Below are 24,063 nucleotides of genomic sequence, written 5' to 3'. Positions count from 1 at the left end.
AATTTGCAAGTTTTGCAAGCGGCAACTATTTTAAATCAATATACGATGATATTTATAATTTTATTCTGTAATATTATTAATTCTTAAATAATTTTCATAGGACAGTTCCTGTAGGATTTTATAAAGGCCCTGAACATTAAATTTCTTAGGAAATTCAAGTTTGTGTGCCGCATATTCTACATGATGGCCTTTTAATTCCGGTGAGCTGATATAGGTAAACGTTAATTCACTGTCATCAAAACCGAAACCGGATGTCTCCATGGAAACATTTACGATTGATAAAAGGTTAATAGAGGTAACTTTCATTTTAGTGCCTGTAGCACCCTGTTTATCTGTCATGATAATTCGTTTGTCGGTAAAAATAAGGGCATCCCTTACTAATTTAAATCCCATAGTAATTTTTTCGCCGTCCATTAAGTATTGATTATACTCTTTTTCTAATTCAGCGATGGGAGCTTCGCTGTAATTTGCAGCAAATCCACCCTGTAAAATATTCTTCATACCAAAAGCCATTGATATATCCCCCTTAGTAAATTTTATTATAAGTAATAGCGAAAGTATATAGTTTTCTGATTAGCCAAACAATTATACGGGTTTCATGGCTTCAGTTGCATATAAGCTAGATTCGGTCATGAAATTGTATTAATTATATAGTATATAAATGCCATAATCTTGTTTCGCAATTACTTAAAATCTAATATGAATTATACCACAAATTGAAGAAAAATACAATAAATTGCATTATATAGTTTGTTTTAATTAAGGGAACCATTATAATTTATTATGTGTAAATTTATATAGACACTAAATCTTAAGGTTTGTGATAATTTTTTAATAGAACATTAATAGAATATTGGGGTTTTTTGTGATATAGTAGACATAATAAAAATAGCTATAAAATGGATAATATTACCAAGGGAGGTAACGGAATGAAATTTATTCATATTGCAGATCTGCATATTGGTGCTAAGCCGGATGCTGCATATCCCTGGGGAGCCGAACGGGAGAAAGAAATACTTCAAAGTTTTCATAAGATTATTGATATATGTAATGAACAAGAGATAGAGCTGTTATTAATTGCAGGTGATTTATTTCATAGACAGCCTTTAATTCGGGAATTAAAAGAGATAAGCTATCAATTTGATAAATTAAACAGGACACAGGTAGTGTTTATTGCCGGAAATCATGATTACATCAGCGGCAGATCCAATTATACCGGATTTGAATGGGGAAAGCGGGTACACATGCTTACGGAAGCTTCCTTAGACAGTATATATCTTGAAGAGATTAATACAGAAGTTTATGGACTCAGCTACCACAGTAGGTTTATCACAGAACCATTATATGATATGGCACGTCCCGGGTGTGAAGAAAGAATTAATATTCTTTTAGCCCATGGGGGGAATGAGAAAGATATCCCCATGGATAAAAAGGCCCTGCAAAGCAGTGGATTTGATTATATTGCTTTAGGACATATCCATAAACCGCAGATATTCAATGATAGAATGGCTTATGCCGGTTCGCTGGAACCGCTTGATAAAACCGAGACAGGAGAGAGGGGTTATATCCTTGGAGAAATTAACAAGGAGTATGAAACTTCTAAAATCTCCATACAATTTATCCCATCTTCCATAAGAGAGTATAAGAAATTGGAGTTCAATATTCATCCAGGCATAACAAACGGAGCACTTATAGACCTGGTTCAAGACAAAATCAGGGAAAATGGCAGTAACAATATATATCTTCTTCGGTTTACCGGAATTCGGGATACGGATATTATATTCCAGGAAGAGGATTTTATAAGATTAGGTAATATAATTGAAGTTATTGATGATACGGTACCGGATTACGATTTTGAAGCATTATTACAGGCCAATCAGGATAATATAATCGGTTTCTATATACAGGGTATTAAAGAGCGGACAAGACAGGATGAGGTGGGGAAGAAAGCTTTATATTATGGAATAGAAGCTCTTCTTGGAGCCAAAAATTACAAGTAATGGGAGATGAAGTAGTTGCAGTTAAGAGAATTACGGCTGAATGATTTCGGTAAATTTCATAATAAATCGCTTAGTTTAAAAGATGGTATCAATCTTATTTATGGTGAAAATGAAGCAGGTAAATCTACCATACATTCTTTTGTAAAGGGAATGCTGTTTGGTATAGAAAAACAAAGAGGCAGGGCTTCCAAAGATGATATCTATGATAAATTTCAGCCATGGGATAATACGGGTTCTTATAATGGTAGTCTTGACCTTAAAACCTCCGGTAAAAACATAAGAATTATTCGTAACTTTGAAAAAAGCAGCAGGAATAACAGTGTAATCGATTTAGATACCGGCAGGGAGCTGCAATTAAGCCCTGAGGAACTGATCGGTCTTTATGGCGGGCTAACAGAAACCGGTTACCGGGGCACCATAAGTATAGAACAGTTAAAGTCCAGAACAGACCAGGATTTAGTAGAAGAGGTAAGAAATTACATTACCAATTTATCTCTTTCAAAAAGCAATGAAGTTGATGTAGCAAAAGCATTGAATTATTTACAGGACAAAAGAAAAGAACTGGAATCCAGACAATTAAACAGTAAAATTGCCGCTTTGGAAAAAGAAATCGAAGAGGGACTTAAAAAAGAGGCATTAGCGGATAAATTAACACTACAATTAAAAGAAACAGGGGAGCAGGAGAAAGTACTTATACAGAAACAGAATAATCCGCAAAATAATGAACTATATAAAAATTTCTCTTCTATTAAGGAATACCAGGTTTATTTGGAGCAGCACCCCACGTTTAAGGAAAAATATAATAGTCTAAAAGAGATAAATCAGGAAACAAAACTTCTGGAAGAAAAAGTAAACTCCATAGAGGCGCGGCTACAGGAATACAGGGAGGAGCGTTCGGTAGTTTTAAAGGATAGTATTAATGAATTGGATTCTCTTAAATATGATAATAAAATTCTGGAGGAGGAGAAATCCACTTATTACAGAGAAAGTGAAGCTGAGCTGAATCAAGTTAAAAAAAGCAGAATCGGTATAGCATGTTTACCGGGATTAATAGGAGCCTCAGGTTCTCTTATCTTTATAGGAAAAAATAATCTTCTAATGGGCCTTAGTGCTGCACTTTTACTTATAGCCATTCTTTTATATCTGTTATTTACCGGACGCATTCATAAAATGCAAAAGGTTATGGATATAAAAAATAATGATTATAACAGAGCTTTAACTATAAATGAAGAGAAAACAAAGAATATTCTTTATAGCTGCGGTGCAGAGAATGAGAAATCCTTAAAACTAAAGTATGAGGAAGCGCTTAGGCAGGAGATGTCATATGAACATCTGCAAAAGCTGAAAAAGGAGTATATAGAACAGGGAGAAATCCTTAAAAAAAAGAAAGTTAGTCTGGAATCGGAGATAACAGAATATATTAGAAAGATTATGTTTCTAACCGATCAAAATGTTATCTTCAGCAATCAAATAGATGATGTAAGGATGAATGAGCTGGAGGAATTTATCCGAAAGCAGAAACAAGATATTGTAAGAGAACAGGAAGCAAATACAAAAGAGCTTGAAACGATAAAAATCAAAAAAGAAAAGTTGAAATGGGAACTGGTATCCTTAGAGGGCAATGAGGATTCACTTTTAATAAATCAGGAATTATATAAGAATCTTCAGGAAAAGAAAAAAGAGACGGATCTGGAACTGGAAGCAATTAAGCTTTCCATAGATACGATACAGCAATTATCCATTGACATTCATGACAGTTTCGGAAAGAAGTTAAACACTTTGGTATCAAATCTGACCGGCGAAATAACTGACCATAAATATCTGGATATTAAAATAGATGAAAAATTAAACATTAAGGTAGGTTACAAAGACAATTACGTATTATTAAATAAATTAAGTGCGGGAACAGTGGAACAATTTTATTTTGCCCTGCGGATTGCCATATCTGACCTGGTTTACGGACAGGGAAATATGCCAATCCTATTAGATGACTGTTTTGCCTTATATGATGATAAGAGAACCCGTGCGGCGCTTGCTTTTCTGTCAGAAAGCAGACAGGGACAGGTAATCATGTTTACTTGTCATAACAGGGAAAAAGATATAATGGATGAATTAAATATTAAATATAATTATATTGATTTATCCAGAAGCAGCTAGTACTGCCCCTTACAGCAGGTAACTTTTATCGATTAGAAATAGCAGAGGAAATTATGGAAAATAACAAAAATAATCAAACTAAAAACACCCGATATAATACAAGAACAACAAACAGAAATACAGAGAAAAAGAAAGTACATACGAATGGGAATCCCCAAAGTACTAAAAACGGAAAAAAGAAACATCATTCCCGTTTTAGGAGAAAATTTCGCTGGATCTTACTTCTCTCAAGTTTTGTATTTTCTGTCAGCGCATTAATTGGTATTCTTACTTTCTATCTTATATACGGAGATGATTTTGAACGTTATCAGAAAGAAGCGGATCAATTTGTCAGTCAGTCGACCCTGGATACGTTCAGACAGACGGAAACCAGTTTGGTATATGATCAAAATGAGAAGCTGATATCCGTATTAAAAGGGGCTAAAGACGTCTATTACCTAAAATATGAGGATATACCAAAAGCCGTCTGGGAGGCCATGATTGCAATTGAAGATAAGAATTTCATGAAACATGCCGGGATTGATTTAAAAGCCAATGTGAGGGCCTTTATAGCCTTAGTGAAGCATAAAGGCGGTGTAACCCAGGGTGCCAGCACCATTACCCAGCAGCTGGCCAGAAATATATTTTTAACAAATGAGGTAAGTATTGAAAGAAAGCTAAAAGAAATCTTTATCTCTGTCGAATTGGAAAAAAAATATACCAAAGAACAGATTATGGAGTTCTATTTGAACAATATTTATTTTGCAAATGGATATTATGGAATACAGGCAGCCAGCCGCGGTTACTTCAATAAAACCGTAGATAAGCTGAGCTTATCCCAGATTGCGTTTTTGTGTGCAATACCCAACAACCCTACGTTATACGACCCAAGAGACCATAAGGATAATACCATAAAACGCCGGGACAGAATCCTGCTTCAGATGGAAAAAGACGGGTGGATCGGCAAAGAAGAATACAATGCTGCCTGTAACGAAGAAATAAAACTGGTGCAAAAAAAGATCAGCAAAAACAACTACGTAGAAACGTATGTATTTTACTGTGCTACCAGAGCTTTAATGGGACAGGAGGGGTTTGAATTCCGGAATGAATTTACCAGTGAAGAAGACCGTAAGAGTTATGATGAAAAGTATACGGAACTATATAATCAGTATCAGAAATCCTTATATACTGAGGGTTATCGCATCTATACCTCCATCGACTTAAAGAAACAGAAAGAGTTACAAAAAGCAGTGGATGACAATCTAAAAGGTTTTACGGATAAAAATAAAGAGGGCACCTATAAATTTCAGGGTGCAGCCGTCTCCATAGAAAACAAAACAGGCAGGGTAGTCGCCATTGTAGGCGGCAGGTATCAGGAAGCCTCAGGTTATACCTTAAACCGCGGATACCAAAGTTACAGGCAGCCGGGAAGTTCCATTAAACCGTTAATCGTTTATACTCCATCCTTTGAAAACGGACATTATCCGGACGATATCGTAGTGGATGAGAAATTTAAAGATGGGCCATCCAATTCCGATGGAAGATATTTAGGCAGGATAACTCTTCGCAAAGCAGTTGAAAAATCAAAAAATACGATTGCATGGAAGTTATATGAGGAACTTACCCCTAAGGTGGGGTTATCTTATCTGTTAAATATGAATTTTAATAAAATTGATAAAAATGATTATTATCCGGCAACTTCACTTGGCGGTTTTACAACCGGTGTGAGTCCTCTTGAAATAACTTCGGGTTATACCACACTGGAAAATGACGGTGTATACAGAGAACCAACCTGTATTATCCGAATCGAAGATTCCCAGGGGAATGTCCTGGTAGAAGAAAATAAAGCCAAGAAGAGAATCTATGATACCAATGCGGCAAGAATGATGACGGATGTATTAACCGGCGTTATTTTAAGAGGTACCGGAGCCGGACTGGGGCTTGACGGAATGATAAGTGCAGGAAAAACCGGAACCACCAATGATAAAAAAGACGGCTGGTTTGTGGGTTATACTCCTTATTACACCACAGGAGTCTGGGTTGGATATGATAGTCCAAAGTCAACGAATGAGTTGTCCGGTGCAACATTCCCGGGCGCAATCTGGAAACAATATATGAATGTTATTCATAAAGGCCTTAAGAGCAAGGAGTTTACTCCATACGAAGATGGAAGACCTCAGGGTGAGAAAGAAGAGACGGTAGAAACGAAAGAAACGGTTGAAACTAAGGAAACCTTGGAACAAACAGATGAGAACAGCACTGAGAGTGATGAAACAGATACCGGACATGAGAATACATCCGGTGAATACGTGGATAATCCCGGTGAAACTACGGGTAACCCTGACGGAAATTCCGGTGAGGACGGCTGGAATGATAATGAGGGAACTACTAATGAGGGCGATGGTGAAGTAACTCCGCCTGGCTGGGAGGAACCCTCTGATAATGGGGACAGTGATAACAGCCGGGACGACGGATCCTGGAGCGATGAAAACAGTTGGGATAACCAGGAAAGCAATCTGGAAGAGTAAAATTCCTTAATTAAATATTATAAAAGTATATTGACTCTCCTGTTACATTAGGGTTTATCATAAATGTAAGGCCTTAATTAATAATAAATGTGTACACATAGGTGATTGATTATGTTTAAAATAGGTGATTTTGCAAAATTAAACCGTGTTACGGTTGCCACTTTAAGACATTATGATGCCATAGGGCTGCTTCAGCCGGAAACAACCGATAATTTTACCGGTTACCGCTATTATTCCGCAGAGCAGATGCCCAAGCTAAACCGCATTATAAGTCTTAAGGAACTTGGTTTTTCCCTGGAGGAAATTGCTATGATTTTAAGCCACAAATCAGGGGATACGCTTAAGCTTCTATTGCAATTAAAACAAAATGAGATAAGGAGCAGATTAGAAGAAGAACAATCAAGACTCAACCGTATAGAAACATTTATGAAGATATATGAACAGGAGGATTATATTATGGATTATAATATTGTATTAAAAACTATTGATGAAATAAAAGTGGCAGGACTCAGGGACTTTATACCAAGTTATAGTGAACAGGGACATCTGTGGATGGAACTTGGGGAGTATCTGGATAAAAAAGGTGTAAAAACAGTACCGCCATGTATGGTAATTTATTATGATGCCGGTTATAAGGAGGATAAGGTAGATGCAGAAATCATTGAACCAATCCTTGGAGACCTGAAAGGGAATGACCGGATTAAGGTCAGAAATTTAGAAAGTGTAAAACAGATGGCCTGTGTTGTTCATAAAGGCTCTTACCAAACCTTAAGCTCAGCTTATAATGCTTTATCAAAATGGATTGAGGAAAACGGCTATACCATATCCGGCCCGCAAAGGGAATTATACTTAAAAGGGGAATGGGATTCTAAAAGCCCGGATGAATATATAACGGAAATCCAGATCCCGGTGTCAATTCATTAGATTCTTATTGACTGGACATCCAGGTTAGTAAGTCGGATTTTTAATCGAATGAAAACTGAAGATTGAATGAGACACAAACCGATAAATACAGGGACTGTTGCAAAATTCTTAGTGTATAGACTTGCGTAAGTGCAAATCAAGTAAACGAAAGATTTTGTAACAGTCCCTGTATATTTTATTACTTATTATATTTATTTAAAATATTCTGGATTCTTTCTGTAGGGCTTAATAATTTACTGATAGAGGAATCATGATTTAAGGTATCTATTAATAAAGCAATATATTTACTCATATCTACATTAATATAATAAGGTTTAGATAATAATTCTTCCGTCTGGTAAACCAGATTGGTTGTTAGAACCCTATAAATTAATCCCTGCTCGTATGCTTCATCAAATTTGGAGAAACCATTGGTGAATAAACCAAAGGTGGATGCCACAAAAATTCTTCCTGCTTTTCTTCTTTTTAATTCTTTGGCAACATCGATCATACTCTCACCGGAGGAGATCATATCATCAATGATTAACATATCTTTGCCCTCGACATCAGAACCTAAGAATTCATGTGCAACGATCGGATTACGGCCGTTAATAATTGTTGTATAGTCACGGCGTTTATAGAACATACCAAGATCCACTCCCAGGACATTGGCAAAATATACGGCACGGTTCATACCGCCCTCATCGGGACTAATAACCATCATATGCTCCGCATCAAGATTAAGATCAGGTACTTTTTTTAACAAAGCTTTAATGAACTGGTAGGTAGGTTGTACAGTTTCGAAACTCTTTAGCGGAATCGCATTTTGTACACGTGGGTCATGGGCATCAAAGGTTATAATACTTTCTACACCCATATTGGTTAATTCCTGTAAAGCCAATGCACAGTCAAGGGATTCCCTGGAACTGCGTCTATGTTGCCGGCTCTCATATAAGAAAGGCATGATTACAGTGATTCTGCGGGCTTTACCGCCTACAGCTGCAATAATTCTCTTTAAATCCTGATAGTGGTCATCCGGTGACATATGATTGGTATGTCCGCAAACCGTATAAGTTAAACTGTAATTGCAAACGTCCAAAAGCAGATATAAATCAGTACCACGAACGGATTCCCTGATGATACCTTTTGCTTCTCCGGTACCGAATCTCGGGCAGCCGGCATCAATAAGGTAGGAATCACGCTGGTATCCTGCAAATGCAATTGTAGAAGTATGTTCGCTTTCTCTTGCCTTACGCCATTCCACAATATAATCATTTACTTTTTGTCCCAGAGATTTACTGCTTTCCAGAGATATGATACCTAAAGTACCGACTGGGATCGTTTCAAATATTTTTTCTTGCTGCGGCATTCTATTGACCTCCAATAAAATTTGATTAACAACTGCATTGTCAAATATGCTGTCGTTATATGTATGGTAAAATGTCCATTAACGTTATACCATTAACCTTTTATTAAGTCAAGGCTAAATAGCAAAGTAGGCTCTAAAATAGTTACAGTTCGTTACTGTTCACAGGTAACAAACGCGACGTGTTTTTTGTGAATGCGCTGTCACAAAAAACCGGAGAATTGCAGTGCCAAAACGCTGCCCTTGCGTTTTGTGTGCATCGCGAAGCGTGTTATTGTTCACAACACTGCTGGTTTTTGCAGGGATGTGAACAGTAACTACAGTTCAGCATGCGGCTGAACTGTAACCTAAAATAACTTCTTGAGACGAATATCCTCACCAACGATTTTAAGAAGAGTATAATTGCTTGCAATTCTTGAAAATACGCGTTCGCTGTAGATTGTATTAATATTATCCAAAGATAAATTAGTTGATATAATCGTTGATTTTCTTCTTAAGAAACGTTCATTAATACATAAATATAATTGTACATTTACAAATGAATTATTTAATTCTGTTCCAAGGTCATCAATAATCAGTAAATCGCAGTCCAATATATAATCAAACTGGTTCTGGAATTCAAAATTATCTTCTCCTTTACCGAATTTATTTTTCTCCAATATATCAAATAGCTGGAAAGCGGTAAGATAAATAACCGTATTAGCTTTGTCTAAAAGTTCTTTGGCAATGCAGTTAGCCAGAAATGTTTTACCAACACCTGTATTGCCGTATAATAAAAGATTATTATATTCTTTGTCAAACTGATTAATATAATTTTGACAGACTTCTACTACTTTCTTTATATTTTCTCTGGGAGTCATTCTGGTACTCGGTTCAATATAATCCTCAGCATAATACTCATAGGAAAAGGTATCGAAGTTCTCTCTCACAATAGCCGTTTTTATGTTGGACTGGGAATAAACAATATCTACTATGGCCTGTTTAAAGCAATGACATTTCTCGTTACCAATATAACCGGTGTCCTTACAGTCTGGGCAATGAAAGGTGGGTTTAAGATAATCCTCAGGATAACCGTGCTTAGCTAATAACGAAGCTCTTTTAGCAGATGCTTCCTCTGTTTTTTTCTTTAATGGAGATAAGGAGTTATTATCGCCCATTAAGAGAAGTTTGGCACTGGAAACTGCACAGGTCACAACCTCATCATCAATTTCTTTCAGCTCCGGAATGGCCCGATAGACTTCTTCTGTGCGTATATCCAGGTCATGCTTATTCTGCAGCTGTATCATATCATATTCCCGTAAAATCTTATTATACTGATAATTTTTTAAAGCCATAGGGACCCTCCTCTACAGGTTGTTGGTAATTGAGAAACTCCAATAATGTATTTGAAAAACACTATATAGTTTCGCAATTACCTAAGTTTGTTTATTGTTTATGTAATAACCGTTGTTCCATGGAAGAATAATCTTCATCGGTATAGGTTCTTTGAGGAAAAGCATTAAAACGATTTCCGGGAGATGGTTTCGTGTTTACGGCAGCAGGTTTATTATTTGCCTTATTAGCTGCGATTTTTTGATGTTCTTCATCCAGATGAGATATCTGAGGTAACTCTTTAGCTCCTTTTTTATGCCAATTTTCCAGTATTTTATCCGTATATTTAAAGTCCGGTTTCTGAGTCTGTAATATGGTACGGTTACAGGCTTCTACGATAATATCAATGGAAAACCCGTATTTGTTAAGCCATTTATTAATAAATTGTTTTTCAACCTGCCCGGGAGCTCTATTTAAACCAAACGCTTTATTAACGGCATTATAATTACTGTTATAAAGGGCGGTAGCTGCTTCTGCTTTTTCTACTGTGTCAATGCCCTCCTCTGCCCAGGAAAGAGCGACTGCCTCAATATAGGAGGGATTCTTTTTGTTTTTGGATACACAATATTCGTAAAGGTACATAATTAATTCTGCCGAGAATCCTACACTTTCGTATAAGTACAGAATCAACTGCAGATCCATAGGTTTCATTAGCCGGTCCAAATAGATTTCAATAATATTTAATAACCACTTTACTTCATCCGTACCGGTAAGCTGTTTGATCTGGGCTTCCGAATAAGTGGGTTTTTCAAATATTCTGCCAGGAACCGGCTCGGTTCTGTCCGATATAGCCGGTTCCGGCTTTTCAACGGTTTCTATTCCTGCCGTTGTTGCAGTTGCCTGGTTTGTTTCCTGAACAGGTTCCGTATCTCTTGAATTCAGGTTATTTATATCATTTATGGTAATGGAAATAATATCATTATCGGAGCCTCGCACGAGGGATATTAAATTTACTTTTTCCCAATAACACAGAGCACGAATAATATCCTTTTCCGTATCATCCAATCGGTCTGCAATGGATGAAATTGAAATCTCTACATCAGTGGGACAGTTTATACACCGAAGCAGATATAAATACACCTTCACATAAGAACCGTTGGCGGAGGGCATAAATTGATCGATAAATAGATTCGGTATTATAGTTGTATCTGAAGCACTGTTAGAATTTAATATAATTGTACTCATATTGCCTTTAACTCCTATCTTTGCATAACTAGAGATTGCGTTTCAAACTCTTTGCCATGCAATTATATCACAGGTAAGAATATAAGGAAATAGGCTATTTTCCTGGAAAAGTTTCAACTACAGTTAATGTGGATAATGTGGATAGTGTGGATAAGGGACAGTGTGAAATATGTAAAATAATGTAAAAACAAGCAGAAAACGATAAGAATCAATTATTCTTATTCTATGTAATCAGTATTACAGAGAATTATTATGTGAACTAAAAAATCCACAGCCTTATCACAGTGAAATTGTTGATAAGGTTGTGGATAATGTGGATAACTATATACCTAGGAGTGCTTCTCCTATGGTTACAACGTCTCCGGCGCCCATAGTTATCAACAGGTCACCGTTATTACAATTTTGTAATAAAAAATTTTCAATATCATCAAAACTTTGAAGATAGTAGGCATCTTTACCAATTTTTATAAGTTCATCCTGTAAATCCCTGGAAGAAATATCACCCGGATTGTTTTCTCTTGCCGCATAAATATCAGCTAACACGATTTTATCAGCGAGGGAAAGGGCAGAGGCAAATTCTTTTAAGAAAGCTTTTGTTCTGGTATAGGTGTGAGGCTGGAATACACACCATGTGGTTTTATGGGGGTAGTTTTTGGCTGCTGTTAAAGTAGCTACTACCTCAGTGGGATGATGTGCATAATCATCTATAATGGTTACTCCGCCGATTTCTCCTTTATATTGAAAACGTCGTTCTGTTCCGGTAAAGGAATATAAAGCCTTCTTAATAACGTCCAGAGAGATGTTTAAACTTCTTGCCAGGGCAATGGCAGGAAGGGAATTGGATACATTATGGATACCGATTACATTTAGTTCAATATGGGTCAGCAGTTTGCCGTTTTCCATTAGATCATAGTGACCATGGCCTAAAGAATCATATTGAATATTTGCAGCAGTATAATGTGCGGCTGCTCCGAGTACGGTGCCAGAGGATTCATTAATACTATACGTCATGAAGGAACAGGGCAGATCTTTTGTAAAGTAAGAAACGTTTTCAATATCTCCGTTAATAACCAGAAGGCCGTTCTCTGGAAGTCTTTCTGCAAACAGACGGAACGAATGACGAATATCATCTAAATCTTTAAAGAAATCCAGATGTTCCGCCTCCACATTTAAGATAATACTTTTTGTTGGATTAAATTTAAGAAAGCTGTTTGTATATTCGCAGGCTTCTGTTATAAAGTGTTCTGAGCGGCCGATACGTATATTACCGTTGATATTATCTAAGATTCCCCCTACGGATATGGTAGGGTCTAAATTTGCTTCTAATAAAATTAAAGACAGCATAGAAGTTGTGGTAGTTTTACCGTGTGTACCGGAGATAGCGATAGCATCCGTATAATTTAACATTACCTGTCCTAATAACTCGGCACGGTCCATGATCGGTATTCCTGCCTGTATCACGGCCTGGTACTCTGTGTTTGATTCTTTTACGGCAGTGGTATAAACTACCAGATCTAAATCCGTTGTAATGTTAGAAGCCCTTTGCCCGTATAATACGGTGATACCCAAGGATTCCAGATGTTCGGTTATTTTGCTCTTTTTTGCATCAGAGCCAACTACATTAAAACCTATCGTATGTAAAAGTTCGGCCAGGCCGCTCATACTGATACCGCCAATACCTATAAAATGTACTTTAATGGGATTGCTAAAATTGATATGATACATTAAATTGCACTTCCTATCTTAATTGATTATTTTGTATAAACGATTAACATGAAATAAAACTCTTCTTATATAATAGCCTTATTTAGATATTTTTATCTATAAGTTATTATAATCATTTCCTATAAAAATACAATTAAAAAATTCAGCATACCAACAAGATATGATAAAATTTGGTTATTGTAACTTGGCTCTATGGATACAAAAATAACAGAAGTATGAATTATTATTAATTTTTTATGAATTAGCCGGGTGAAGACAATAATTTTATAAAGTTATGAATTAGTTTTTTAAGTAAATTAGAATGAAATTAGGTATAATGCTAAAAAAAGAATAATTTATTTTAAAATATTTGTAAAATTTATTCACATTTATGTAAAAGAATGGTATAATGGTGTCAAAATAAACAATAGGAGGTGATTGCTTGATTAGAAAAGAAATGATTGCTATGCTTCTTGCGGGTGGACAAGGTTCAAGGCTTGGTGTTCTTACTTCAAATCTGGCTAAACCTGCAGTGGCATTTGGAGGAAAATATAGAATTATAGATTTTCCTCTAAGCAATTGCATCAATTCAGGTGTGGATACAGTAGGAGTATTAACCCAATATCAACCATTAAGACTGAATACTCATATTGGAATAGGGATTCCCTGGGATCTGGACCGCAATATCGGCGGTGTATCTATTCTCCCTCCTCATGAAAAATATAACAGCAGTGAGTGGTATACCGGTACGGCGAATGCTATTTATCAGAACCTTGAATATATGGAATATTATAATCCGGAGTATGTGCTGATCTTAGGCGGTGACCATATCTATAAGATGGATTATGAGTCAATGCTGGATTTTCATAAGCAGCATAAGGCGGATATTACCTTAGCCACGATTCCGGTACCTATGGAAGAAGCCAGTCGTTTCGGAGTGGTCATTACCGATGAGGAAAAGAGAATAATCGATTTTGAGGAAAAACCACAAAAGCCAAGAAGCAACTTAGCTTCCATGGGAATTTACATCTTCTCCTGGAATATCTTAAGAGAGGCTTTGATTACTTTATCTGAACAAAAGGGTTGTGATTTTGGTAAACACATAATTCCTTACTGTCATGAACGGGGAGACCGGATATTCGCTTATGAATATAATGGATATTGGAAAGATGTCGGAACTTTAGGGTCATACTGGGAATCTAATATGGAATTGATTGACCTGGTACCGGTATTTAATTTATATGAAGAGTTCTGGAAGATATATACCAAAGGTGATACCATACTCCCGCAATACATAGCAGATACGGCGGTAATTAATAAAGCGATTATCGGTGACGGCGCTGAAATCTATGGTGAAGTATATAACTCCGTTATCGGTTCCGGTACTTATATTGGTACTGGAGCGGTGGTAAGAGATTCCATTATAATGAAAGACGTCATAATAGAGGATGGAGCTGTTATTCATAAATCTATCGTGGCAGAAAGTGCTAAAGTGGGGGCGTATTCCGAACTTGGCATTGGTGAAGAGGTTCCAAATATAAAAGAACCGTCAATTTATTCGTATGGGCTCGTAACTATAGCGGAGAAATCAGTGATTCCACCCCATGTCAAAATTGGTAAAAATACGGCTGTTGCCGGATTAACCACAATGGAAGATTATCCGGACGGAGTTCTATCTGGAGGCGAAACATTGATTAAGGCAGGTGGTAAGCTATGAGAGCAGTAGGAATCATATTAGCCGGCGGCAACAGTAATAAAATGAGGGAATTATCGGGTAAAAGGGCGATAGCTGCTATGCCGGTTGCAGGGAGTTACCGCTGTATTGATTTTGCATTAAGTAATATGTCCAATTCCCATATACAGAAAGTAGCTGTATTTACGCAGTATAATTCGAGATCATTAAATGAACATCTGAATTCCTCCAAATGGTGGGATTTCGGTAGAAAACAGGGGGGGTTATTTGTATTCACCCCAACCATTACGGCAGATAATAGTTTCTGGTACCGTGGAACCGCAGATACCATGTATCAGAATCTTAATTTTTTAAAAAATAGTCATGAACCTTATGTAGTTATTACATCCGGTGATGGTGTTTATAAGCTGGATTATAATAAAGTGCTGGAATATCATATTAATAAAAAAGCGGATATCACGGTGGTAAGTAAACAATTAATAGAAGGAGAGGATGCAAGCAGATTTGGAATTATTAATACAAATGAAGATGGAAGAATAGTTGAGTTTGAGGAAAAGCCGCTTATGACATCTGCTAATACCGTTTCCATAGGTATTTATGTTATAAGAAGAAGATTGTTAATTGAGCTTTTAGAGATTTCAGCCGAGGAAGACCGCTATGACTTTGTGAAAGATATTTTGATTCGTTATAAAAACCTGAAGAAAATATATGCCTATGAGATGGATACGTATTGGAGTAACATAGCAACCGTAGATTCTTATTATAAGACGAATATGGACTTCTTAAAGAAAGACGTCAGGGACTATTTTTTTAAAGAATATCCGGACATTTATTCTAAGATTGACGATTTACCGCCAGCAAAGTATAATCAGGGATCTTCCGTGAAAAACTGCATTATTTCCAGCGGATGTATTATCAACGGAGTAGTTGAAAATTCTATTGTGTTTAAGAAAGTTTATATAGGCAATAACTGTACCATTAAAAATTCCATCATATTAAATGATGTATATATTGGGGACAACACTTATATAGAGAATTGCATAGTAGAAAGCCGGGATACAATCAGGGTAAATACAACCCACATTGGGGAACCGGGAAATATCAAAATAGTAGTAGAGAAAAATGAAAGATATATACTCTAGACGAATAACAAAAAGATAAATATTAAAGGGGGATCTACACAATGCAGATAACAGACGTGCGTGTACGCAAGGTAAGTAAAGAAGGAAAGATGAAGGCGGTCGTATCAATTACAATGGATAACGAATTCGTAGTACATGATATTAAAGTAATCGAAGGTGAAAAAGGATTATTCATTGCAATGCCCAGCCGAAAAGCAGGTGACGGGGAGTATCGCGACATCGCACATCCAATTAATTCGGTAACAAGAGATAAAATTCAAAAAATAATTCTGGAAAGCTATGAAATCGCTGCTGAAGAATTTGAAGAAAAAGAAATGTAGTAAAATGAGGGGAGTATCTTAATTGACTGTTAAGGGGCATTTAAGATACTCCTTTTGTATTTATAGATTGCAGACTGATATAGTAGTAGAGTATAATAGTAATTAAATTACTATGAATCGAATTTCAAAAAAAATATTATTGTTTCGTCTTTATATACAAATTTGTTTCTTGATTGTGTGATGAAGGGCTTTAATAAATATAAAAGAAGATTATGAAAAAGGGGTTGATATATGAGACAATTTTTTAAGTTTCTGTTTTCATTAATTTTCTTAGTTCTGCTTCTTTATACTGTTAACAACAGATACCATTTAACGGATTGGCTGTTTTTTACCGGTTATGCAGATCAAACCGGAAACGCACAAACTTTTGTTAAGGATGTTCGCAGTGCCATGTTAGAGGGCTTAACAGAAATTGAACTCCGTTTTGTCGGTAAAGTAGAGAGCATGGAGTGGTTTACGGAAGATGCTATTGATCTGGTTTATGAAATAGATGATAAAAGAACTTCAAGTGATTATGATTACTTAAGGTATAAAACCAACAGTATTTATGCCCATATTGTAGGATTTGGGAATGTTCTTACCATTACTTATGAATTTGAGTATAATGAGACTGCAAAAGAAACCTCCCAGGTAGATGAAACGATTAAAAAGCTGTTTCAAAAATGGGAGATTGATAAAAAAACTGATTATGAAAAAATTAAGATGATTCATGACTATATTATTGAAAATTCATCTTATGATACGGATACGGAAAATTATTCTGCTTATGATAATTTGATAAATAAAAGGTCCACTTGCCAGGGATATATGAGCATTGCATATAAAATGTTTACTGAAGCAGGAATACCCTGCCGCATTATAACAGGAACCGGCAATAAAGACAGCCACGGTTGGAATATAGTTAAATTAGGGGGTAAATGGTATAACATAGATTGTACCTGGGATGATCCATTAACATCTGACGGAAAAAGCATTTCTACCTATGATTATTTTCTAAAATCGAATGGAGATTTTAAAGGCCATAAAAGGGATGAGGAATTTAAGAAAGAAGAGTTTTGTCAAAATTATGTTATGAGTAAAGTATCCTACATAGAATAAAATTAGCGTTTTGGTAATAAATCTTATACATAAATAATTATGAGGCATCGCAGAATGGTATAAATTTATATAACTGCTGTTATAATATTTTAAAGCAGTTATATAAATGACTCTGCAGATGCTTTTTTTTGGTCTAATTCTAAGTAATTTCATAATTTAAATTGTGTAAATTGACGGAACCGTAATATTAAATTTGTTTTTGTATGGCGAAGTATAGAATAAAAAGGTTTTATAAACAAAAGACTATTTAAAGGTAAAAAAAGTACCCATTGACGTAAAGAAAATACGTTTATGGCGGACAAGATATTTTTTATAATTAACTTATCAAAAATGTATTGGAGGACTATATGAGAAAGATTTTTAAGAAGTTTTCAGCAGTTTGTTTAGGATTTGTAATGGTTATTTCTCTGGCTGCATGCGGAAATGCCGGGGGAAAAGATGCTAATGAAGGTCAGACCGGATCAAAAACAGATACAGAAGAAACACAGAATTCAGATACTTCAAAAGATGGGGCTAAGGGAGAAGTTCAATTAACACTGTGGAGTATTGCAACGGAAAGTGATTCCTTTAATCATGCCTATACACAGGCAATTGCAGATTATGAAGCTGCGCATCCAGGAGTAAAAATCGTACATGAAACCTTTGAAAATGAATCTTATAAAACTAAGATTAAATCTGCAGTAGCGGCCAATGAGCTTCCTGACTTATTCTATACCTGGGGCGGCGGTTTCTCTAAGTCCTTTGTAGCATCGGGAAAAGTAATGCCTTTGGATAAATATTATACAGAGGATTATAAAGCACAATTACCGCAAGCTGCTTTAAGTAATGCAACTTACGACAGTGTTCTTTACGGTTCTACTTATACAACACCGGTATCCGCTTTATTTTACAACAAAGCAATGTTTGATAAATATGGTTTAAAAGCACCCGCAACCTGGGAAGAATTGGTTAAAGTCTGCCAGACATTCTTAGATAACGGAATTACACCTTTTGGTGTCAGCGTAAAAGATACCTGGGTACTTGCAATGGCACATGATGCTTTGACTCTTAAATCTGCCGGACCTACTAAGACAGCTGCTGCTGTAACGAAAAATGGTGTAAGTTACAAGGATCCGGATTTCCTGGCTTCTGCTGCAAAAATCAAGGAGCTTGTAGATATGGGTGCTTTCCTTGAGGGGGCAACCGGTTTATCCAATGACGAAGCAAGTGCTAATTTCTATAACGGAACCGTTCCTATGTATATCACAGGAAGCTGGATGGGCGGTTCTATTTTAACAGATGCAACTAATCCTGAAGATTTTGATGTAGCGCCTATCCCGGTTATTAACAGTAACAACGCTAAGATAACTGATTTCATGGGTGGTGCGGCAGATACGATTATGGTAAGCCAGTCTACGAAATATCCGGATGAAGCAGGTAATGCTGTATTCGAATTAACAAAGAGCATTTCAAAATATGCATATCTTGACGGAGCAGGTATTGCTGCCTGGAAAGTAGATTATGATGACAGCTCTGTGAATCCTATCACTAAGAAGGTTGCAGAATATGCATCCGGAGCAACCTCTTTCACCTTATGGTTTGATACTTTAATGGATGCAAATGATGCGGGCGAATACCTTGCTTTATTACAGGAGTTATACACCGGTAATTTATCACCGGAAGAGTTTGTTGAAGCAATGGCAAGCCAATTACAAAGCAAATAAACAGTGAAATCTTAATCGACTTACTGTTCCATGGCAATCTGCAATCAGTGTACTGTCTGGCTGATAACCAGGCAGTACAACTCTTTTTTACCTATAGATACTTACCGGGAGGAATTTACATGAACAAAGTAAGAAATAACAAGACGGCAATTATCCTATTTATGCTTCCGGCAGTAATATTATTTGCATTAATTATTATAGTGCCTATTCTAATGTCCGGATATTACAGCTTTCTTGACTGGGATGGTATAACAAAAGGCGTATTCGTAGGATTTGATAATTATAAAGAATTATTTACTAGTAAATCGGCAGGTTTTCCTAAAACAATGGGTAATGCCTTACTGCTTGCCCTGTTATCCACCGTGATTCAGCTGCCGATCTCTCTGTTTTTTGCGATTATACTGGCCAAGGGAGTAAAAGGTGAGAAATTTTTTGTAGCAGTATTTTTTATTCCTGTATTAATTTCTACTGTAGTTATTGGTCAGTTATGGATGAAAATATACAATCCCGATTATGGTTTAGTTAACTCGGCACTTCGCAGTCTGGGCCTGGATTCTTTGGCTAAAGTCTGGCTGGGGGATCAGAAAACAGCACTTTATGCAGTGTTTATACCGATTTTATGGCAGTATGTGGGATATCATATGTTGCTGATGTATGCCGGTATTAAATCTATTTCACCTGACCTTAGGGAAGCAGCTAAGATTGATGGTGCTACGGAATGGGGTATCGCAAGATTTCTAACTATTCCTCTGTTAAAACCCATTATACGTGTCTGCGTGATATTTGCAGTAACCGGTTCCTTAAAGGCATTTGATTTGATTTATGTATTAACAAATGGCGGTCCGGCACATGCAAGTGAAGTTCCAAGTACATTAATGGTATCGATGATATTTGGACGAAACCGGTATGGATTCGGCAGCTCTATAGCGATTGCAATTATATTCTTATGTTTCTTCTTTGCAATGGTGATTCGTAAATTCTTTAAGACGGAGGAGGAAGACTAGATGAAAAAATTACGGGTAGGAAATAAGATTATATTTGCTGTTTTATGCATCTGGGCAATTATACAGATATTTCCCTTGTACTGGATGTTTACTTTCTCCTTAAAGGATAACAGTGAAATATTCGGTAAAAATATTATAGGATTGCCTCATAACTGGTTATGGGAAAATTATACGACTGCACTTACAAAAGGGAAAGTGGGCCTTTATTTCTTTAACAGTATTGTAGTAACCGGTGCAACTATACTATTAACTGCCATAGTAGCCTTAATGGCGACTTATGCTTTAACCAGAATGATATGGAAGGGCAGAAAGATGATGAATAACATCTTTATGCTGGGGCTTACCGTACCGATTCATGCAGCTATACTTCCGGTATTTATTCTCTTAAGCAGATTAAAAATGACTAATTCCTATCAGGCTTTGATTATTCCGTATGCCGCATTTGCTCTGGCGATGGCAATATTAATCAGCAGCAGTTTTATAGAAACTATTCCGAAAGAGCTGGAAGAGGCTGCCTGTATTGACGGCTGCAGCGTTTACGGAATCTTCTGGCGTGTGATTGTGCCGCTTATGAAACCTGCACTTGCCACCATAGCAATCTTTACTTTTTTACAGGCTTGGAATGAATTAATGTTTGCAGTTATCTTTATCAGTGATTCGGCATACCGTACTTTATCAGTCGGTATCCAGACGTTATCCGGTTCTTATACCACCGAGTGGGGTCCGATTGGTGCTGCTTTGGTTATTGCAACTTTCCCTACTTTAATCGTTTACTGTTTTATGAGCAGTAAAATTCAGGAAAGTCTGGTAATGGGAGCTGTAAAAGGTTAAGTGCGTTCAGAAAAGGGCCACTGGTTTAGTAGGCGGATATCCTACACGGCAAGGTATAGCGAATCACCGTTAGTGAACCTTGGGTGTTGTCTGGTAACAGGTAAGGCTAAGAGTAGACAGTTAGGAAGCAGGGTAGAGGTATCTGTATCAATGAGTAAACATTTTGTAAAAAACATAAAAATATGGTTCTCATCACGAAAATTAAAGCAGAAAGTCAGGTACCTGTTTCTGACCATAATCGGAGGGTATTTAATTCTTTTTACGATTATTTTTATGGTTTTTATCAAGAGAAGTATGATAGATTATACTCTTGAAAGTAATTATAATACTATGGTCTCCATAGGAAATAACTTAAACAGCGAGCTTAATACCATCAGCAGTATGGGCCAGCTAATGATGGCAGACGGCAATATTTCCGATTATCTCAGAGGGGATAGTAGTAAAGGTGCAAGATATACCCAGAAAGCAATTACCTCCATTTATGATATCACCAATGCTTTTAACTATATAAGCTCTGTATATTTGTACCGCAATGACGGCAATTATATTAATACCTCCAACGGTATTACCGTTGTAAATAAAGATGTGATGAAAGAGATATCCTGGTATCAGGATATCATAGACGCCAAAGGTGGATATGTACTTAAGGTGAATGGGGGCGGAGCATTTTACCGTAAATCCGGTGATACCATCATTTCTTTTATTCGTATTGTGAATGATATGGAAACGCAGGAACCCATCGGTTTGATGGTCATAAATCTCACAGAAGATATTTTAGCCGGAACTTATAAGGATATTACAAGTAAAAATAAACAGTTTTATTATTATGACAGCAGTTTAAAACCGGTAAAAAAATTCGATAATATGGATAAGCTTTCAAAAATAACAATAACGGAGGATACTTATAACCAGATCACGATTGGCACTTTTGGATACGAAAAAGTTTTGTCTTATTACCGGATACCCAATACTCCTTTTATTATTGCGGGTATTGAGGAAATGTCTTATCTTAGGATTATTCCTGCACAAGCCAGCTGGATTATGGCGGCACTAATAATTATTACGGTATTTTCCATGATTTTAATTGGAATTTTTATATCTGTTTCCATTACAAGCCCCATCGAACGTCTGGTGCAATCCATGGACGTGGCGAAAGAGGGATGGCTGAAAAGAGTAAGCTTAAAACTTCCTGATGATGAGATAGGTCACCTAAAAGACAGTTATAACAATATGCTGGTGGCAATTAACCGGTTGATCAACGAACTGATAGAGAAAGAGAAATCCATGCAGAAAGCGGAACTGGACGTATTACAGGAACAGGTGAAACCGCATTTTTTATATAATACTTTAGATACCATCGCTTATCTTGCATTGGAGGATTCCCCCGATACCGTATACGATGCCATCGAGACACTGGGGAATTTTTATAGAAGGTTTTTAAGCAAAGGCAGCAGTGAGATATCCATTCAGGATGAAATCAATATTGTAAAAGATTATTTAAAACTGCAAAAATTACGGTATGAAGATATATTTGAAGATAAATATGAACTTCAAGATGATTTATTAAAGATTCAGATTCCTAAATTAATTTTACAGCCACTAGTTGAAAATAGCTTATATCACGGGATCCGATTAAAAGGGGAGAAAGGAATAATTAAAATTTCCGTCTTTTCCAGCAGCAATCTACTACACATTGTAGTCTATGACAGCGGTATAGGAATGAATGAAGAACAGTTAAGCCAAATTATGCTTGATAATAACAAGAGTTTTGGATTTAAAGGAACAATGGAACGGATTCAGTATTATTACGGAAGAGAAGATGTGTTTGAAATCAAAAGCGAAGAGGGATTATATACACAGGTAGATATAAAGATACCATTATAGGGGGCTTTATTATGTGCAAGGTTATGATTATTGATGATGAAAGGGCAATTCGCAATCTGCTCAAAATCACATTGGAGAAAGAAAATTCGGAACTTATAGTTGTGGGTGAGGCAGCTAGCGGAATTGAAGCGATTAATACCATAGATAATTACAAGCCGGATGTTGCATTTGTAGATATCCGTATGCCTTTTATGGACGGCATCGAATTCAGTAAATTGGCGATTAAACGATATCCGAGACTCAAGATAATTATATTAACAGCCTTTAATGATTTCGAATATGCCAGAAAGTGCGTAGGAATCGGCGTATTTGAATATTTATTAAAGCCTATATCCAGAGAAGAGATCCATGAAACCTTAACCAGGGTGATTGACCAGATTAAATCGGAACAGCCTGACCGTGAGGAAGAAATAGTCCAGGATGACAGTAATCATACAATTCTGCAGATTAAAGAATATATCAATAATAATTTTCAGGATGCGGAAATTAACTTAACCTCCATTGCTCAGCAATTTGGTTTTAATTCCAGTTATTTAAGCCGGGTTTTTAAATTAAAAACCGGCATTGGACTGATTGAATACTTAACCCAATGCAGAATGGAGAAAGCAATAATCTGTGCCCAAAAGGGAGTTTTAATGTATGTGACCGCAAAAGAAGTGGGAATTCCAGACCCGAATTACTTTGGAAAATGTTTCAAGAAATATACCGGTTTGGTATACTCTGAATATATAAATAAAACGGGAGAAACTAAGGATTAGTTTCTCTTCTTTTTATGAAATGGAAGTATTGCCAAAAACTTATTGCTATAAATTTACTATTAGATTATAATATTGATTAACAAAAAAATTACGCTGTACATATAGTATTTATTATGTACAGCGTAATCGTGCGCCTATTTTTAGCCTCAGAGTTTTGGCGCTAGCAACGCCCTGCAGTTTTTAACTCATGTATTGACGTTAAGGGAAGAAACGGCAGATTTAAAATGCAGCCGGACAAAGAATATTTATGAAGAATTATCTGTTAAAGGCTGCAAATTAAGTAAATATAAAGAATTAGCTTCTTTAGGAATATTAGTATTGATTACTCAGGATGTGGATAAGATAACAGAAGAAATAAGAGAGGTATATCAGGTTTTAATCGAAAAAAAAGGATTTGGCAAATGGTCTTAGACGGCAATGATTATTGCGGCTACCAG

18 protein-coding genes and 1 pseudogene are annotated in these 24,063 nt (G+C 36.3%); 14 read left to right on the top strand and 5 right to left on the bottom strand.

Annotated elements, in window-relative coordinates:
• Window positions 1–60 precede the first annotated feature (60 nt).
• Entirely contained in the window at window positions 61–513 is a 453-nt protein-coding gene (locus RBU59_RS13950; protein WP_308148463.1) for a PH domain-containing protein, read from the bottom strand.
• A 416-nt stretch (window positions 514–929) separates the two neighbouring features.
• Between RBU59_RS13950 and RBU59_RS13945 the strand changes: the two genes are divergently transcribed.
• From RBU59_RS13945 to RBU59_RS13930, 4 genes are all read left to right on the top strand, one after another.
• Window positions 930–2,000, top strand: coding sequence for a metallophosphoesterase family protein (locus RBU59_RS13945; protein ID WP_308148462.1), 1,071 nt, complete (start codon window positions 930–932; stop codon window positions 1,998–2,000).
• Window positions 2,001–2,015: 15 nt separating this feature from the next.
• A complete protein-coding gene (locus RBU59_RS13940) occupies window positions 2,016–4,157 on the top strand; it encodes an ATP-binding protein (RefSeq protein WP_308148461.1) in 2,142 nt (713 codons plus the stop codon).
• Window positions 4,158–4,210: 53 nt separating this feature from the next.
• Window positions 4,211–6,664, top strand: a complete 2,454-nt coding sequence (locus RBU59_RS13935) for a transglycosylase domain-containing protein (RefSeq protein ID WP_308148460.1) — start codon at window positions 4,211–4,213, stop codon at window positions 6,662–6,664.
• Between the two features lie 111 nt (window positions 6,665–6,775).
• Window positions 6,776–7,588: a MerR family transcriptional regulator gene (locus RBU59_RS13930; protein ID WP_308148459.1), complete on the top strand. Its 813-nt coding sequence runs from the start codon at window positions 6,776–6,778 to the stop codon at window positions 7,586–7,588.
• Between the two features lie 178 nt (window positions 7,589–7,766).
• Here the strand turns inward: RBU59_RS13930 and RBU59_RS13925 are convergent, their stop codons facing one another.
• The 4 genes from RBU59_RS13925 to murC all read right to left on the bottom strand — a co-directional run bounded on the left by RBU59_RS13925 (window position 7,767) and on the right by murC (window position 13,214).
• The gene (locus tag RBU59_RS13925; protein WP_308148458.1) at window positions 7,767–8,936 is read right to left on the bottom strand and encodes a ribose-phosphate pyrophosphokinase; all 1,170 of its coding nucleotides are present in this window, start codon (window positions 8,934–8,936) and stop codon (window positions 7,767–7,769) included.
• A gap of 344 nt (window positions 8,937–9,280) precedes the next feature.
• Entirely contained in the window at window positions 9,281–10,267 is a 987-nt protein-coding gene (locus tag RBU59_RS13920) for an ATP-binding protein (protein WP_308148457.1), read from the bottom strand.
• A gap of 91 nt (window positions 10,268–10,358) precedes the next feature.
• Complete coding sequence (locus RBU59_RS13915; RefSeq protein WP_308148456.1) at window positions 10,359–11,489, bottom strand: DnaD domain protein; 1,131 nt, start codon at window positions 11,487–11,489, stop codon at window positions 10,359–10,361.
• Window positions 11,490–11,810: 321 nt separating this feature from the next.
• On the bottom strand, window positions 11,811–13,214 hold the full coding sequence (gene murC / locus RBU59_RS13910; RefSeq protein ID WP_308148455.1) for a UDP-N-acetylmuramate--L-alanine ligase: 1,404 nt from the start codon (window positions 13,212–13,214) through the stop codon (window positions 11,811–11,813).
• 421 nt (window positions 13,215–13,635) lie between these two features.
• On the opposite strand from murC, the gene RBU59_RS13905 reads away from it, so the two are divergent.
• The 10 genes and pseudogenes from RBU59_RS13905 to RBU59_RS13860 all read left to right on the top strand — a co-directional run.
• Entirely contained in the window at window positions 13,636–14,910 is a 1,275-nt protein-coding gene (locus tag RBU59_RS13905; protein ID WP_308148454.1) for a glucose-1-phosphate adenylyltransferase, read from the top strand.
• The gene (glgD, locus tag RBU59_RS13900; RefSeq protein WP_308148453.1) at window positions 14,907–16,028 is read left to right on the top strand and encodes a glucose-1-phosphate adenylyltransferase subunit GlgD; all 1,122 of its coding nucleotides are present in this window, start codon (window positions 14,907–14,909) and stop codon (window positions 16,026–16,028) included. Before RBU59_RS13905 ends, glgD begins: the two co-directional genes overlap by 4 nt.
• Before the next feature lie 41 nt (window positions 16,029–16,069).
• Window positions 16,070–16,348 (top strand): septation regulator SpoVG, encoded by a 279-nt coding sequence (gene spoVG / locus RBU59_RS13895; RefSeq protein ID WP_308148452.1) that lies wholly within the window; start codon window positions 16,070–16,072, stop codon window positions 16,346–16,348.
• Window positions 16,349–16,579: 231 nt separating this feature from the next.
• Window positions 16,580–17,446 (top strand): transglutaminase domain-containing protein, encoded by an 867-nt coding sequence (locus RBU59_RS13890; RefSeq protein WP_308148451.1) that lies wholly within the window; start codon window positions 16,580–16,582, stop codon window positions 17,444–17,446.
• Window positions 17,447–17,793: 347 nt separating this feature from the next.
• Complete coding sequence (locus tag RBU59_RS13885) at window positions 17,794–19,149, top strand: extracellular solute-binding protein (protein ID WP_308148450.1); 1,356 nt, start codon at window positions 17,794–17,796, stop codon at window positions 19,147–19,149.
• Window positions 19,150–19,268: 119 nt separating this feature from the next.
• On the top strand, window positions 19,269–20,153 hold the full coding sequence (locus RBU59_RS13880) for a carbohydrate ABC transporter permease (protein ID WP_308148449.1): 885 nt from the start codon (window positions 19,269–19,271) through the stop codon (window positions 20,151–20,153).
• Window positions 20,154–20,984: a carbohydrate ABC transporter permease gene (locus RBU59_RS13875; RefSeq protein WP_308148448.1), complete on the top strand. Its 831-nt coding sequence runs from the start codon at window positions 20,154–20,156 to the stop codon at window positions 20,982–20,984.
• A 150-nt stretch (window positions 20,985–21,134) separates the two neighbouring features.
• On the top strand, window positions 21,135–22,868 hold the full coding sequence (locus tag RBU59_RS13870) for a cache domain-containing sensor histidine kinase (RefSeq protein ID WP_308148447.1): 1,734 nt from the start codon (window positions 21,135–21,137) through the stop codon (window positions 22,866–22,868).
• A gap of 11 nt (window positions 22,869–22,879) precedes the next feature.
• Window positions 22,880–23,626 (top strand): response regulator transcription factor, encoded by a 747-nt coding sequence (locus RBU59_RS13865; RefSeq protein ID WP_308148446.1) that lies wholly within the window; start codon window positions 22,880–22,882, stop codon window positions 23,624–23,626.
• Window positions 23,627–23,788: 162 nt separating this feature from the next.
• A pseudogene (locus RBU59_RS13860) lies at window positions 23,789–24,037 on the top strand (DUF4003 family protein); the annotation flags it as partial.
• Window positions 24,038–24,063: the final 26 nt, after the last annotated feature.

Source organism: Anaerocolumna sp. MB42-C2 (assembly GCF_030913705.1).
Classification (GTDB): Bacteria; Bacillota; Clostridia; order Lachnospirales; family Lachnospiraceae; genus Anaerocolumna.
Note: the sequence above shows the minus strand (reverse complement) of the source record. Positions and strands in the feature narration are given on the sequence as shown.

Bases quoted from the DNA above. Each gene is read 5' to 3' on its own strand.
- RBU59_RS13950 (WP_308148463.1), bottom strand. From the start codon at position 513: ATGGCTTTTGGTATGAAGAATATTTTACAGGGTGGATTTGCTGCAAAT.
- RBU59_RS13945 (WP_308148462.1), top strand. From the start codon at position 930: ATGAAATTTATTCATATTGCAGATCTGCATATTGGTGCTAAGCCGGAT.
- RBU59_RS13935 (WP_308148460.1), top strand. From the start codon at position 4,211: ATGGAAAATAACAAAAATAATCAAACTAAAAACACCCGATATAATACA.
- RBU59_RS13930 (WP_308148459.1), top strand. From the start codon at position 6,776: ATGTTTAAAATAGGTGATTTTGCAAAATTAAACCGTGTTACGGTTGCC.
- RBU59_RS13925 (WP_308148458.1), bottom strand. From the start codon at position 8,936: ATGCCGCAGCAAGAAAAAATATTTGAAACGATCCCAGTCGGTACTTTA.
- RBU59_RS13920 (WP_308148457.1), bottom strand. From the start codon at position 10,267: ATGGCTTTAAAAAATTATCAGTATAATAAGATTTTACGGGAATATGAT.
- RBU59_RS13915 (WP_308148456.1), bottom strand. From the start codon at position 11,489: ATGAGTACAATTATATTAAATTCTAACAGTGCTTCAGATACAACTATA.
- murC (WP_308148455.1), bottom strand. From the start codon at position 13,214: ATGTATCATATCAATTTTAGCAATCCCATTAAAGTACATTTTATAGGT.
- glgD (WP_308148453.1), top strand. From the start codon at position 14,907: ATGAGAGCAGTAGGAATCATATTAGCCGGCGGCAACAGTAATAAAATG.
- spoVG (WP_308148452.1), top strand. From the start codon at position 16,070: ATGCAGATAACAGACGTGCGTGTACGCAAGGTAAGTAAAGAAGGAAAG.
- RBU59_RS13890 (WP_308148451.1), top strand. From the start codon at position 16,580: ATGAGACAATTTTTTAAGTTTCTGTTTTCATTAATTTTCTTAGTTCTG.
- RBU59_RS13885 (WP_308148450.1), top strand. From the start codon at position 17,794: ATGAGAAAGATTTTTAAGAAGTTTTCAGCAGTTTGTTTAGGATTTGTA.
- RBU59_RS13880 (WP_308148449.1), top strand. From the start codon at position 19,269: ATGAACAAAGTAAGAAATAACAAGACGGCAATTATCCTATTTATGCTT.
- RBU59_RS13875 (WP_308148448.1), top strand. From the start codon at position 20,154: ATGAAAAAATTACGGGTAGGAAATAAGATTATATTTGCTGTTTTATGC.
- RBU59_RS13870 (WP_308148447.1), top strand. From the start codon at position 21,135: ATGAGTAAACATTTTGTAAAAAACATAAAAATATGGTTCTCATCACGA.
- RBU59_RS13865 (WP_308148446.1), top strand. From the start codon at position 22,880: ATGTGCAAGGTTATGATTATTGATGATGAAAGGGCAATTCGCAATCTG.